Source organism: Paraburkholderia caledonica (assembly GCF_000383275.1).
Taxonomy (GTDB): Bacteria; Pseudomonadota; Gammaproteobacteria; order Burkholderiales; family Burkholderiaceae; genus Paraburkholderia; species Paraburkholderia caledonica.
On record NZ_KB911038.1, the window covers coordinates 187596 to 201804 of the forward strand.

Sequence of the window (14209 nt, forward strand, 5' to 3'; positions counted from 1 at the left end):
GGGTTTTTTTATGGCATGGCATTGGGGCAATGCCAGTTGGCGCACGCGGACAGGAAAACATCATCGAACAATAAGAAAGAATACCGGCAAGCGGCGACATGCTTTTAAGTCACCGCCCACTCGCTCGTTTACCAATGCTGTTGTTGTCATTCATCGTGCATGAGGAGCGTATGCCATGAACATCGACTTCCACTACGGCGTGGTCTATATCGTTGCCCGAGTCGGCGGGATGACGCCCAGCGAGGCGCTGACTGTCGCCCATGCCTGCCAGTATGTCGACGACGCAACTACGCCGGGCATCCTCCGTTTTCAGGGCGGAGAAACGTTCGAGCGCTTCGCCACCGCCCATAAGACGTTCGACTACGCCAACACCGAGAACGACCAGAACCGGCTCGTATGGGCGCCGTTCCATTTTCTGCCGGCAGGAGTGGGCGCAACGCTGGAGGAAAAAGCCGTGTGCCGTGCGGACAGCGCAGTCGCGCGCGAGGTCGTGCGGCGAGCGATCCGTCAGCGCGGCGCAGAGATGGGCTTGCATCGTCTCGGCGTCACGCTTCATACGTATGTCGATACATGGGCGCATCAGGGATTTGCCGGTATCGAAAGTCCGGGGAACCGGGTTCATTCACTCGTGGCGCAGGATTGCACGCGTCATGGCTGGCTCGCCAACCTCACGCTCGCGATGCAGCACCTGATCCAGCACGTCGAGGAGGACGTTCTTACGCTTGCCCTACCCGTCGGACACGGTGCTGCCTTGCACTATCCGGATCAGCCGTGGGCCAAGTGGCACTACATCGACGGCCGCAACACGCTGATACAGAGACATAACCTGCCCGAGTTCGTCGCGGCCGCGGATATGGCGTGCCGCGCGGTGCGCGCGTACGTTGCCGGGCGAGAAGACTTCGAAAACGAAGCGGGGCTGCCGGAAAACGTCAAAGAGGCCGTGACGGAATTGCTCGATACCAACCGTATCATGGACGACAACGAGCGCCTGCGCGCTGTCTGCGAGGTAGTCAGAAACGGCGGTATTCCCGGCTTGAGAGAGTCCATTCCCGATTACGTCCCCAAGGGCGTCGGCTCATGGAAATACAAAGCCACCGGTCTTCGTTCTGAAGACGACTCCGGCGACAAACCGGTCTGGACCGAGGCATTCGAAAAGAGCGATTACCGGCTCTTTCACGACGCCGTCAAACAGCACCGTTTTTTGACGACCCAGGAGATTCTGCCTGCCTATGGCCTGCGGATTGCCTGACGCGCATCGCTTTTTAAAGCTCACGTTTGGGAGGCTGACCTGCGCGCTGGACACGCGTAAAACGGCACCGCAAGACAAGTAACGCATGGTTACCGGCCAAAGCGGCGTTAAAAAACGAACTGGAAGCCTTTGAATATTCGAATGCTTGCCTATAGTAGAAGCGAGTACTGCCGCGACGCATAGTGGCGGCTCTTTCTTTATATAGGTGACGGGGTACCGACATGACGCCATCGAATGCTGCGATCTATCAGTCGCAGACTTGCACGCCTGAGTCGTTGCGGACACTGGCCGGCTACCTGGAACTCGCGCTCGACGAGGGGGAAAGCGTGGTTCTGATGCGGATCGGTACGCAGGTACGCAGCGTTTATGTCGGCGATCCGTCCGGCGCTTTCGAGGACCTGCGGGACGAAGGCGTCATACCTGCCCAGCAGGCGGACGAGATCCTGGCGTTGACGAGAATCGGCCTCAACCGGATTACCGCCGACGACCAGCAGTACCGCTTCTTGCGCGGCGTCAGATACATTGCCGACCGTCAGGTTGCTGTGTTTACGCCGATATGATCTGTGCTGCAACAATTGGAAAGATAAAGAGAAGGCGAATAGCAGAAAGAAGTAAGCCGATAGGGAGACCAAAAAAGATCGAGGGCAAAGAACGAAGGCTCGAAAAAGGCGTCTATTGAGTGCATCGAAGAAAAGTTTCGTACTCCGGCACGCATAGTGGAAATAAACTCGGGTTTTTACGGCCACTCGACTATGCCTTTCTGACGCTATTCATGGCATAGTTCGATCGATTACCACATAAGGAGCAATTCAATGCCCACGTTAGAGCAGATCCAGGCAAAGCTTAGGAAGCTCCAGGCGCAAGCTGACATCCTGATTGCAAGGAAAGCACAAGTTGCAATCGACCAGATCCGCGACCTGATGCTCAAGCACGGCCTGACCACCGCAGATATCGAAGCCAAAGCAAAAGCGCGGCGCGAAGCCAATCGTCTTAATGGCAATAGTGGAAGCGGCAAGGCAAAGCTCGCAGTTGCCGGTCAGAAAGTACCCAAGTATCGCGATCATAAAACAGGCGCGACCTGGACCGGACACGGTCGCGCGCCGGGTTGGATTGTCAGTGCGAAAGACCGGAGCGTGTTTCTGATCGACGGCGCAAGCGAATCGAACGGATTCACGAAGCTTGTCGCTCGTGGCGCGAAAGGCAAAGGTCAGCCCAAAGGCGCGCAACCGCCCAAGTATCGTCATCCCACCACTGGTGCGACGTGGAGCGGACGCGGCCCTGCGCCAGCATGGCTCGCATCGGTTAAGGATCGCACGAGGTTCCTGATAGACAGCAGTGCAGCACCGGCGTCTGGCGCCGCCAGCCAGAAAACGGCAGGCAAGGCGAAGTCGGCAGCCACGAGCGGCGTTGTCAGTAAAAAGGCCGCCGCGAAAAAAGTCGTGGCGAAAAAGGCGAAGGCGGGAGCGCAATCGATAACGGCCAAAACAGCCGCTGTAAAAAAGTCAGCCGCGAAGAAAGTTACTGCGCGAAAGGCGACCGCAAAAAAGGCCGCGAAAAAGATTGCAACAAACGCCGGAACGAAAGCCGCTAGCAAGGCACCAGGCCGCAAGAGGGCGGCAAAAGCGGAAACGGCAGCAGTAAGCGCGTCCGCACCGGTCGCTTCCACCGTGCAAGCCGGCGCGTAAGCGTACTGGAATAACGAAGTACATGACCAACGCGCTCGAATCATCCCAGCAGGAGGACCAGGTTCTTCTGCTGGACTCAGTTCCTCATCCCGCAGACGACGCTGCCGAACCGTTCATTGTCGCGAGCGACCGCCGTGTGATTCTCGCTTATCCCATTGCGGAGTCCGACTTCGAGCGGTTCGGTCCATTCGATCCGGACGACGACCCTTTCTGCACGGTGCTGTTTCCCGACACCACGTTTCATCGACTTGGGCCGCCGGGCGAGCACGATATGCAGATTCATCCGCTTGCGTCGCAAGGCCTCGCTGCTTACTCAGTCCACGAAGTCATCAATTCGTCTCTCGTCGAAGAGCTTTCCGCAGTTTCGTCACCGGAACTCACGAGGCGCCATTTCGTCATTACGTTTCAGCAATCGACGTTCGAATGTGTGGCGTCTGATTACACCGTGGTCGGCGTGTATGGCGCGGCGGAGATCGCCAGCCGCGAAGCATTTGCGCTGGTGCGGTAGGCAAATCGACCGCAGCGTCCATAAAGCGTGCGGCGCGACTCAGCTTTCTTCGCGCTAGTTGCCCGGATCGACTACAGGCCGGTCCGGGTCCGCAAGCGTTTTATACGGCAGTCTTGCGGCACGGGGATTAGTGGTCGTGTCGTCGATCACGCGTTCAACGTCCGCGGTTTTCGCGAGTTCGGAGAGGAATGTCTGCTTATCGAAACCTGCAGCAACGCAACCCTGCACATAAATAAAACGGCGTTGCAACGTGAGCCACAACGTCGACTGTTCGCGCCAATGCGTGGCGGCATTGATATTGGCCAGACGCCGCCGTACGGCTTCGGCGATTTCAGCGTCGTACAAATAGGCGTTCGATAAACGGCAGCGGCCTTCTATCCAGCAACTGTTGCCGCGCTCGATGCGGTAATGACTGTCGGCCAGCCATTCCTGTTCGGTTTCGAGCGGTCCCAGCGGCACTGGGCATCCGTCAATCGCTTTAGATATCTGAAAGAACGGATCGTGTCCGCGATTAATGCGCTCTTCCTGGCCGTGGGCGCCGGGCGAAACTGAAGCCAACGCTGACGCCAGCGTCACCCACATACATAACGCCGCGCATTGCAATGCACTGGCGGGCGTCCGCATTAATCGTCTCATTGTCTTTGTCTCCACTCCGTGTGCAGCGGGACATCGTTTCGTATTAACGGCTAGCGCGCCGATTCTCAACCGCGAACTTGATCAATTCGGCCTGACCTTCGATATCGAGCTTGCGCTTCAAATTCAGACGATGCGTTTCCACAGTACGCACCGACAGATCATTGCGCTGAGCAATCTGCTTGCTCGACAAGCCCTCGGCGAGTGCATCGAGAATATCCCGTTCGCGCGGCGTAAGCCGCTCGACCGGCGATTGCATGGCCGACGCATGAATCAGCCGGGCGCCGAGTCCCGCGCTGAAATACGTCTTGCCGTCGAGCACTGCGCCGATCGCCTGAATGATTTCGGTCGCCGGTGAGTCCTTCAGTACATAACCGCTCGCGCCTGCACGCACGGCCTGCGTGACGTATTCGAGGTTGTCGTGCATGGACAGCATCAACACTCGAATTGCCGGAAAGCGCTCATGGAACATGCCGGCGAGCGCAATGCCGTTCATTCCGTTCATGCCGACGTCCATCAACACGAGGTGAGGTTCATGACTCTCAGCGAGCGCAAGTGCTTCCTGCGCATTGCCCGCTTCGCCGACAACCTCGATGTTGCGCACGGCTTCGAGCCGCGCGCGCAGACCGTCGCGTACGAGTGGGTGATCGTCGACCAGGATAAGGCGGGCCGCTGCGTGCGATATGTCGTTCATAAAGAGGTCTCCTGCAGGCTCCGGGTAGGAAGCTCCGTGGTGCCGACGCCGAGCGGCACGCGCGCCGTGACCAGTGTGTGGCCGGGCTGGGAACTGAGTGCAAGCGTTCCCCCTAGTGCTTCTACGCGCTCGCGCATGTTGCGAAGGCCCACGCCTGAGCGGCGGCCAACGAAGGCGTGCGTGACGTCGAAACCCGAGCCGTTGTCCGCGATTGTCAGTGTGACCGCGTCGTGGGCGATTTCCAATGCGAGCGCCGCGCTTGACGCGTGCGCATGGCGCACGATGTTGGTCAGCGCTTCCTGTGCGATACGAAACAGCACCGTGTTGACCGCATCGGGCAGAGCCGGCGCATGAGTGTGCGCAATTTGCGTGAAGCCGATTTCAATTCCCGACTGTTCGCTCAGTTCGCGGGTGAGTTGTTCGATAGCTGCCGCAACGCCAAGGTCGTCGAGCATCGACGGGCGCAGCGCATGAGAAATGCGGCGCACTTCACGCAAGGTATCGCCGAGACGCGTGAGGCTCGTGGAGAGCGCGGCTTCGGCGGCAGGCACGCGGTTTTCGCTTCGTTCAAAGCGGGCAAGCGCGGACTCGAGCAGCAGTTTCACCGACACCATCATCTGGCTAATGCCGTCGTGCAATTCACGCGACAGCCGCGCGCGTTCGTTCTCCTGCGACTCGACAACCTGTTGCGCGAGCCGCTTCAGTTTCGCGTCCGCGCTGCGATATTCGGTGACGTTGAGCACGAGCGCACACAGTGCAATCGCGGCGAGCCCGGCCAGTGCGATCGCGTCGATCCACATCATGGTGCGGTCGATATTCATCGCCGCCCGTTCGTCGATATGCGCGAGCGTTGTGTCGACGTCGTCGAGATAAATACCTGTGCCGATCATCCAGCCCCAGCGTTCGAGCGGCACGACGTAGCCGAGTTTTGACGCCAGTTTGCCCGTCGACGGACGATGCCACAGGTAACGCACATAGCCGCCGCCTTGCGAAGCCGCGGCGAGCAGTTTGCGGATCGTCGGCACGCCTTGCGGATCGCGCAATTCCGATAGATCGCGCCCGACGAGGTCCGGTTCGCGCGGATGCATCAGCGAGCGGCCGTGCATGTCGTAGACAAAGAAATAACCGTCTTTGCCGAAATCCATCTTTTCAAGGATGTCGAGCGCTCGCGTGCGGCGCAGTGCATCGTCGCGCGCATTGTCCTGGCTTGCTTCATAAAGCGGTGCGATTGCGGAAGTGGCCAACTCCACGTAATGCTTGAGCTCGATCTCCTTGCTGGTCATGTACGCAGCCTGGGTCGTCGCGTGCTGCGTTTGCGCAAGCGCGGTCGCTTCGCGGCGCACACCGATTTCGATGCTGGCAATAGCCGCGAGAAATGGCACGATCGCCAGCAGAACAATCTTGGCTTTGAGTTTCATCGTTGAAAAAACGGCCGGTAGGCTACGTAGTAATACGTAGCCGGCTTACGTAGTTGCGCGCTTGTGAGGACGCTTACGAAGGCGAATACTACATCCCCGCGGCGTTCTGCGTCTTTGCGGGCCCTTTTCGCCCTCATGCCGCCGCGCATTTCGTATGAACGTTTGAGCCGGGCCCTGTTAATGCTGCGGCTGACAGGCGTTAGCAGCGCGCAAGGGCAAACCCGGTTTGGCACCCGGGGTATTGCAAACAGATGCCCGGTGCCGGCTTTCCGCGTGCCGGACCACAAGTCCGCATGCGTGGTGTCAATAATAGATCTAGGAGAAGTACATGGAGACCTCCCCCACCGCCGGCCGGTCATGGCTATGGCTCATTCTTTTGCTCCCGTACATCGCGTTGCTGTGGTTGCCGTTCTATAACGACACGCGTCCGTCGTTCGCCGGTTTTCCGTTCTTTTACTGGTATCAGTTCTTGTGGGTGCCGTTGACCTCGCTACTGATTTACGTCGTGTACCGAGGTGTCAAATGAACGATCTGAATCCCGTCAATCCGGTGGCGATGACCGTCTTCATCGCGTTCTTTGTTCTCGTTACGGTGATTGGCTTCTTCGCGGCGCGCTGGAAGCGCGGCGACCTCACGCAATTGCATGAGTGGGGGCTTGGCGGCCGGCAGTTCGGTACGGTGATTTCGTGGTTCCTGGTGGGCGGAGACTTCTACACCGCATACACGGTGATCGCGGTTCCTGCGCTCGTGTATTCCGTCGGTGCTTATGGTTTCTTCGCGCTGCCGTATACGATCATCGTTTACCCGTTCGTGTTCGCTGTCATGCCGAAACTGTGGAAAGTCGCGCATGCGAAAAACCACATCACGGCAGCGGACTACGTGCACGGTGAATACGGCGGCAAGTGGTTTCCGGCCGCTGTTGCGCTGACCGGCATTGTCGCGACCATGCCGTATATCGCGCTGCAACTCGTCGGCATGCAAGTAGTGATCAAGGGGCTTGGCGTGACCGGCGAATTGCCGCTGATCGTCGCGTTCGTGATCCTCGCGCTCTATACGTATGCGAGCGGCCTGCGTGCTCCGGCGATGATCGCGTTCGTGAAGGACATCATGATCTACATCGTCGTGATTGCGGCGGTGTGGCTGATTCCCGCGAAGCTCGGCGGCTACGCGCATGTGTTCGACGCAGCCGATACGTACTTCAAGGCAAAGGGCGGCGCGACCGGCATCATCCTCAAGCCGACGCAATTCACTGCTTATGCATCGCTCGCGCTGGGTTCCGCTCTCGCCGCGTTCATGTATCCGCATACGATGACGGCGGTGCTGTCTTCTTCGTCGGCGACAACGGTCCGCAAGAATGCGATTTTCCTGCCGGCTTATACGCTGTTGCTGGGTCTGATCGCGTTGCTCGGCTATATGGCGATTGCGGCCGGCGTGCATGTGAAATCGGCGTCGGACATTGTGCCGACCCTCTTTGGCACCCTGTTCCCGTCGTGGTTCGTCGGTTTCGCCGCGGCGGCGATCGCGATCAGCGCGCTGGTTCCGGCAGCGATCATGTCGATCGGTGCGGCCAACCTGTTCACGCGCAATTTGTGGCGCCCGCTGGTGTCCCCGAACATCACGCCGGAGGCCGAGGCGTCGAACGCGAAGATCGTGTCGTTGGTGGTGAAGTTCGGCGCGCTGCTGTTTATCGTGTTCCTGCCCACGCAATATGCAATCGACCTGCAATTGCTCGGCGGCGTGTGGATCCTGCAGATATTCCCGGCTATCGTGTTCTCGTTGTACACGCGTCGCCTGAATACGCCGGGCCTGTTCGCCGGCTGGCTCGTGGGTATCGTGTTGGGCACGGCACTCGCAATTTCGCAGGGGCTCAAGCCGGTGTTTGCGTTGCATCTCGGCGATGCCGTGTACCCGATCTATATCGGCCTCATCGCACTGGTGGTGAACATTGTCGTGACGTTTGTCGTCTCTGCCGTGTCGCCGCGCCGGGTGGCAGTTAGCGCCTGATCGTCCAGTTGCTGTTCAGCTTGGCAGACGCCGCGAGCCGTAAGGCCCGCGGCGTTTTTGCTTGATCGAAAGAACGAAGCGCAGCCTTCAGCAAACGCCCTAGACCAATACTTCGACCGATTGCATTGCCCGGCGAATGTCGCCCGTTCGGGCCCACGATTCGTCGCGAATCGTTTCGATCAGGCAATCGATAAAGCATCGCGACGCGGCATCGGCCGGCTCGCCAGTGCGCACTATGACGCCGACGGTGGAATCATCGAGTTCGTCCCGCAACGGGATCGCACACAGACCGTCACGCGCCGCACAAAGCTCGACAAGAGGCCAGGGAAAAATGCTGAGCATGTCCGTGCGCTTGAGCAGCGCGACCGCGACAGTCAGCGAGTGCAGATAGTGAATACTGCGTGGCTCGGGAAACGCGCGGCGGCCGAATATCTGATACGGCGCTTGCGCATCGGTTTCAGGGTCCAGCGCGACGAGCCAGTCGGCGTCGCGCAATTCCGCCAGCGAGCGGCACTCCGCACACGGATGATCGTGCCGCGCCACGACTGCGCGACTCGATGCGAATAGCGGTTGATAGGTGAAGTCGCAACTTGTCGCGCCCGGTGCCTGTCGGCCCACGTAAATGTCGAGGCTGCCGTCGCGTAAGCGCGGTGTCGCAATCGCCAATAAGCCTTCGAATAGCTCCAGCTGAATGGTCGGCATCTTCGCGCGAAACCGGGCCACTGTTTCCGGCAGAAAGGTAAGCGCGACCCATGCAGTCACGGCGATGGACAGCCGCCCACCCGGCTCCCCGCGTATTGCGTTCATGGCTTGCTGCGCGCGCTTCATTTGCGCGGCCACGAGTCGCGCGTGCAAGAGGAGGGTTTGTCCTGATGCCGTAAGCGTCACGCCGGAAGATGTGCGCACAACGAGTTGCATGCGTACCGCTTCTTCCAGTTGTTGAATGCATTGCGTGACGGCGGCCGGTGATGAATCGAGCACTCGCGCGGCGCCCCTGACACTGCCCGCATCCGCAATGGCGATGAGAGCGCGTAGCTGATGAATTTTCATTATGTTGTCCAGCGGTTTGTGCGGGACGTGGCGAAGCGTTTGCCGTTGCTTTACGCGTTCACCAACGCGACCCATTCTCAGAAGTGCTATGCCGGAATATCTTGGAGGCACGAATACGGCGTTGCAGTGCCGGCCTGTTCTCCCCGCTTTAACCAGATTCGATATACGGAGTCCTTAAGGTAAATGAAGATTCGGTAAATGCATAAAAACAAGCTGAATTTCGGTTGATGTGTAATGCTTATCATAGGAGCGTAGCGATGACTCAGCAAGTCTCGGTATTGCCGGCGAGCCGTTCGCACGCAAAGTCACGCTCTGCGTCTCGCAGCGCACCGTCGCACCATGCGCACAATTCGGGGGTGATAGCGCAAAGTCCGGATCCTGGAAACGTTGCGCGCGCATCGTCTTTCGATCTGCTCACGGGCGTGTACGACCGCGCCTGCGCAACGAGGCGCGCGGGACATTTGCTTGCGGCTGCGAAGGCGGGAGACGTTGCGATGCTGGTCGTCAACCTCGACGGCTTCAGCAGAATCAACGACATTGCCGGCTATGATCTCGGCGACCGGCTCCTGCGCCGCGTTGCGCAGCGGCTTGCAAGCTCCATCTCTGAGGACGAGTTGCTCGCCCGTATCGGCGGCGACGAGTTCGTGATCGTGATGCATAGGTTCGGCGATGTGTCGCGGCTGACCCGATTCGCGCAGCAAGTGCTCGCGTCGTTCGGCGAGCCATTCGTGATCGCCGGGCGCGAGTATCGCGTGCGTGCATCGGTGGGCGTTGCGGTCTCCGGCGACAATGTGCGCAATGCGGCTTCCCTGATGCGTGACGCCGGGGCCGCGATGCGCCACGCGAAGCGGTGTGGCCGCGGCACCGTGTGCTTCTTCACCGGCGAGATGCGGGAAGGCGTGCAGCGCCGATTTGCGATCGAAGGTCTGTTGCACCATGCACTTGCCCGCGGCGAATTCAGACTTGCCTATCAGGCGGTAGTGGATGCGACGTCACGCAAGACGATAGGCGTCGAGGCGCTGGCGCGGTGGACGAGCAACGAACTTGGCGACGTTCCACCCGCCGAGTTCATTCCCGTTGCGGAACAGGCCGGGTTGATGGAAAGCATCGGCGATTGGGTGTTGGAGATGGCATGCGCGCAGGCTGCAGACTGGCGCTGGAGTATCGCGCCGGACATCGCTGTCTCGGTGAACATTTCACCGTCGCAATTCAGCGAGCGTCTGGTGCGACATGTCGCTGCATGTCTCGACAACAGCGGTCTCGAGCCTTCGGCGCTGCAACTCGAAATCACCGAGGGCATGCAATTGCCCGATGACGCGGCCGTGCGCGCCACCACTGCGGCGCTTGCGAAGCTAGGCGTCAAGCTGGTGATCGACGACTTCGGCACCGGTTACGCGTCGATGTCATACCTGAAGCGGTTCCCGGTGGATAGCCTGAAGATCGACCGGTCGATCGTTGCGGGTTTGCCGCGCGATGCAGATTCGGTGGCGATCACGCATGCGCTCGTGACAATGGCGCACGCGTGCAATATGCGCGTAACGGCGGAAGGTGTGGAAACCGAAGCGCAGGCCGTTACGTTGCGCGAAATCGGTTGCGACGCGCTGCAAGGCTATCTGTTCAGCCGCCCATGCAACGCTGCAGAATGCGCGGCCGCATTGTCGCGGCGGCCCATACGAATGAAGAATTGCCACGTGCATAAGTGATCCTAACTAAAAAAAGTAGCGTTTTCTACCGTGGATTCTAGAATCAATTTTATAAAAACGACGAGATCGAGTGCCCGTCGCACGGGCGGTGTTGCACTAATGAGGAGAGAGACTATGTGCGATGCAGAAGTCGCTGCTGTGTTGCTGAACCGTTGCACACTTCAGCCATTGGACGAACCGGAGCCGTCTTATCTCGGCATACTGCGTGAAGGAAATCTGACGTTCAAACACGAGCATGGCTTCGTGGGCTTGCGCGATATTCCCGATAGCGACGCGTGCCGTACCGAGTCGCTGATTTTTGCCGACGGCTCGCGTGCGTTGCGGGTTAGCGCGGCCGAGAGCGAAGGTGGCTGGACCCGCTGGGCGGCCTTGCAACCGCTGCACTGAGCCCGGCGGCCCAATGGTGGCGCAGATAAAAGCGAGCGGCAATGACGCCGCTCGCGCTCGCCGTTAGAACCGGTCAACTCTGAACGGCCGCGGGTCCACCAGCGTTTGCTCTCCGGTCATCATTTCGGCGATGAGGCGGCCTGTCACTGGCCCCAGCGTGAGTCCGTGATGCGCGTGGCCGAATGCGAACCACAAGCCCTGATGTTTTCCAGCGCGCCCGATCACCGGCATCATGTCGGGCGTGCAAGGCCGCGCGCCCATCCACGGTTGATCGTCGACACGCTGGTCCAGTGGGAACAGCGTGCGTGCAATCGGTTCGACAGCGGCGAGTTGCGTGGGCGTTTTCGGCGCGTCGCGCAGCGCAATTTCGGCACCCGTCGTCAAGCGGATGCCGCGCGCCATTGGTGCAAGCAGATAGCCGTTTTCCACGTCGAGCACCGGATGATTGAGGCGTGCTCCAGCCCTTGGCGAATAGTGCATGTGATAGCCGCGCTTGACGCCGAGCGGCAGGGAGTACCCGAGCCTCGAAGTGAGAACGTCCGACCACGGCCCGAGTGCGACGACCACCGAAGAGGCCGCGATAGTCCCCGCGTCTGTCGTCACTTCCCAGCCATTGCGAAGCGTGTTCGCATCGCCGGTGAAGATGCGTCCGCCGAGTGTCTCGAAGTACTTGGCGTAGGCCGTGACGAGTGCGTTCGGATCGCTCACCGAATCAGCTTGCGTGTAGCGCAAGCCACCTTGCAATGCCTTGTCGAGATCGGGTTCGGCCTGCTGCAATCGAGCCGCGTCGAGCGTTTCGAATTCGACGCCATATTCGCGGCGCCATTGCTCCGCGAGACGTATTTCCGCGTCTTGGGCCGCATTACTGCGGAACACCTTGATCCAGCCGGTGGGCCGAAGCAATGCACTCGCGCCTGCGTTTGCGGCCAATTCGCGGTGTTCGCTAATGCAGTGTTCGATGAGCGTCGAGTAAGACTTCGCGATTGCAGCGTGTTTCGCGGGCTCGGAATTGCGCCAGTACCTCCACAGAAACGGCGCGGCGTGGAACAGCGCATCGCCATGGTAGCGAACGTCGAGCGACTGGTTACGCGCGTATCGAAGCAGGGCGCCGAGTCCGCGTGGGAACGCATACGGATAGACGCCTTCGCGCTGGATCAGGCCTGCGTTGCCAAACGAAGTCTCATTGCCGGGCAGCTTGCGATCGACCAGCGCGACCTGACGGCCGCGTTGTTGCAGATGCACGGCGACGCACACGCCGACAATGCCTGCGCCTAACACTACGGTATCGAATTTGATTGCAGTCATCGGTTAAAGCGCTTAAAGGCCCGAGCCATTCGAGCCGGACCGGTTGAGACGATAAGGTACGCGTCGAGCAGTTCCACCGGCGATTGTCTTCACGCCAATCATGCGGCGCAGCTCGACCGCTCCGCGCCGGGGCAATCCGGTGACGGTAGTCGTCGCCTGTTCGCTCATTGCATTCTTGCTTGTTGCCTGTTCATTGTCAGCCGAGCGCTTCGCCCGTACGGTCTCGGAGCCAGATCACGGGTACTAGCGAGATCGCGCAGGCAGCGGCCACATACCAGGCCGGTGCGAGCGGATTGCCGGTGCGCGCGACCAGCCAGCTTGCAATAAACGGCGAGAAGCCGCCGAAGAACGAAGCGCTCACCACATACGTCAACGCAATTCCTGTTGCGCGCACATGTTTCGGGAACAGTTCCGGAATCATCACCAGAACGGGCACGATCTGCCCGGACACGAACACGGCGAGCAGCGCCGAGACCATGCAAAGCGCTGCCATGGACTGATGCGCGCTCAGAAATGCAAACGCCGGATACACGAGCAGGAGCATTGCCACGCGGGAGATCACCAGCACCCGCTTGCGGGTGAAGCGATCGGCCAGCATGCCCGCGAGCGGCGCCGAAACGAAGAGCGCGAGCGAACTGACGATACCCGAGATCACCGCGGACGTGGAAGAAAGGTGCAGCGCGCGCACCGCATGGCTTGGCAGGAAAAACGCGGTGATATACACAGAAACCGAACCGCCCAATTCCGCGAAAGTGCCGAGAATCGTCAGCTTCAGGTGCGTGGTCAGCGCGGCCCTCAGCGCGCCGCGCGGCGCGGGTTCGCCGGGCTTGCGTTCGGTGAGCGTTTCTTCGAGGCGTCTGCGGATCAGCATGCCGGCCGGTGCCGCGACAATGCCGAGCACGAACGGAAGACGCCAGCCCCATTCGAGCACCGCCTCCTTCGGCAACAACACGTTGACGAGCGTTGCGACGAGCGCGCCGAGCACGAGCCCCGCTGCGGTCGCGGCGAAGTTCCAGCTTGCAAAGAAGGCGCGGGTGTCGTCGGTCGCGTATTCGACGAGCAGCGTCGTGCCAGGCCCGAATTCGCCGCCCGCCGCGAAACCCTGGATCAGGCGCGCCACGAGCACGATCAACGGCGCGGCGAGTCCCGCAACCGCATAAGTCGGCGCGCACGCGATCATCGCGCAACTGAGCGCCATTAGCATGATGGTCAGGACCATCGCGTTCTTGCGCCCCGCGCGGTCCGCATAGGCGCCGATCACCACGCCGCCCAGAGGCCGGACCACGAAGCCGACGCCGAATACACCGATCGACAGCAAGAACTGGTTGACCGGCGACGCGCCAGGAAAGAACAACTGCCCGATCTGAATAGCAAAAAAGCTGTAGATCGTGAAGTCGTAGAACTCGAGCGCGGTGCCGATGGTCGTGGCGGTGATGACGCGGGCCTTCGTCAAACCGGGCTTACTGAGAGCAAGGGTAGACACGATAGGGTTCCCACAGAAAAGGTGGAATCGACGTGAGTTATCATATACGAGAAAAAATAAATTTCTCACATACGAGAAATTTTCCTTGCA

14 protein-coding genes are annotated in these 14209 nt (G+C 60.0%); 8 read left to right on the forward strand and 6 right to left on the reverse strand.

From position 1 onward, the window contains the following. The first annotated feature begins 175 nt into the window (after positions 1-175). The 4 genes from H281_RS0116235 (at position 176) to H281_RS0116250 (ending at position 3442) form a co-directional block, all read left to right on the forward strand. Positions 176-1249, forward strand: coding sequence for a DUF6765 family protein (locus H281_RS0116235; protein WP_020068187.1), 1074 nt, complete (start codon positions 176-178; stop codon positions 1247-1249). A 221-nt stretch (positions 1250-1470) separates the two neighbouring features. Further along, positions 1471-1809 (forward strand): hypothetical protein, encoded by a 339-nt coding sequence (locus H281_RS0116240; RefSeq protein WP_020068188.1) that lies wholly within the window; start codon positions 1471-1473, stop codon positions 1807-1809. 252 nt (positions 1810-2061) lie between these two features. Continuing rightward, positions 2062-2934 (forward strand): H-NS family nucleoid-associated regulatory protein, encoded by an 873-nt coding sequence (locus tag H281_RS0116245; RefSeq protein WP_020068189.1) that lies wholly within the window; start codon positions 2062-2064, stop codon positions 2932-2934. Between the two features lie 22 nt (positions 2935-2956). Continuing rightward, positions 2957-3442 (forward strand): hypothetical protein, encoded by a 486-nt coding sequence (locus H281_RS0116250; RefSeq protein WP_020068190.1) that lies wholly within the window; start codon positions 2957-2959, stop codon positions 3440-3442. Between the two features lie 54 nt (positions 3443-3496). On the opposite strand, the gene H281_RS0116255 is transcribed toward H281_RS0116250, so the two are convergent. From H281_RS0116255 to H281_RS0116265, 3 genes are all read right to left on the reverse strand, one after another. Then, on the reverse strand, positions 3497-4024 hold the full coding sequence (locus H281_RS0116255) for a hypothetical protein (protein WP_020068191.1): 528 nt from the start codon (positions 4022-4024) through the stop codon (positions 3497-3499). Between the two features lie 97 nt (positions 4025-4121). Beyond that, positions 4122-4769 carry a response regulator gene (locus H281_RS0116260; protein WP_020068192.1) on the reverse strand — a complete coding sequence of 216 codons (648 nt, stop codon included), beginning with the start codon at positions 4767-4769 and terminating at the stop codon, positions 4122-4124. Next, positions 4766-6187, reverse strand: coding sequence for a cache domain-containing protein (locus H281_RS0116265; RefSeq protein WP_020068193.1), 1422 nt, complete (start codon positions 6185-6187; stop codon positions 4766-4768). The genes H281_RS0116260 and H281_RS0116265 overlap by 4 nt, the downstream gene beginning before the upstream one ends. A gap of 328 nt (positions 6188-6515) precedes the next feature. On the opposite strand from H281_RS0116265, the gene H281_RS0116270 reads away from it, so the two are divergent. Both H281_RS0116270 and mctP read left to right on the forward strand, forming a co-directional pair. Next, on the forward strand, positions 6516-6713 hold the full coding sequence (locus tag H281_RS0116270) for a DUF3311 domain-containing protein (RefSeq protein WP_020068194.1): 198 nt from the start codon (positions 6516-6518) through the stop codon (positions 6711-6713). Then, entirely contained in the window at positions 6710-8191 is a 1482-nt protein-coding gene (mctP, locus tag H281_RS0116275; RefSeq protein WP_020068195.1) for a monocarboxylate uptake permease MctP, read from the forward strand. Before H281_RS0116270 ends, mctP begins: the two co-directional genes overlap by 4 nt. A 99-nt stretch (positions 8192-8290) precedes the next feature. Here the strand turns inward: mctP and H281_RS0116280 are convergent, their stop codons facing one another. Beyond that, positions 8291-9241: a LysR substrate-binding domain-containing protein gene (locus H281_RS0116280; protein WP_020068196.1), complete on the reverse strand. Its 951-nt coding sequence runs from the start codon at positions 9239-9241 to the stop codon at positions 8291-8293. 257 nt (positions 9242-9498) lie between these two features. Between H281_RS0116280 and H281_RS0116285 the strand changes: the two genes are divergently transcribed. Next, positions 9499-10944: a putative bifunctional diguanylate cyclase/phosphodiesterase gene (locus tag H281_RS0116285; RefSeq protein WP_020068197.1), complete on the forward strand. Its 1446-nt coding sequence runs from the start codon at positions 9499-9501 to the stop codon at positions 10942-10944. A gap of 114 nt (positions 10945-11058) precedes the next feature. After that, positions 11059-11331, forward strand: a complete 273-nt coding sequence (locus tag H281_RS0116290; protein WP_020068198.1) for a hypothetical protein — start codon at positions 11059-11061, stop codon at positions 11329-11331. A gap of 63 nt (positions 11332-11394) precedes the next feature. Here H281_RS0116290 and H281_RS0116295 read toward each other — a convergent pair whose 3' ends face one another. Further along, positions 11395-12627 carry an NAD(P)/FAD-dependent oxidoreductase gene (locus H281_RS0116295; RefSeq protein ID WP_027804660.1) on the reverse strand — a complete coding sequence of 411 codons (1233 nt, stop codon included), beginning with the start codon at positions 12625-12627 and terminating at the stop codon, positions 11395-11397. A gap of 205 nt (positions 12628-12832) precedes the next feature. Beyond that, positions 12833-14119, reverse strand: a complete 1287-nt coding sequence (locus H281_RS0116300) for an MFS transporter (protein ID WP_027804661.1) — start codon at positions 14117-14119, stop codon at positions 12833-12835. Positions 14120-14209 lie beyond the last annotated feature (90 nt).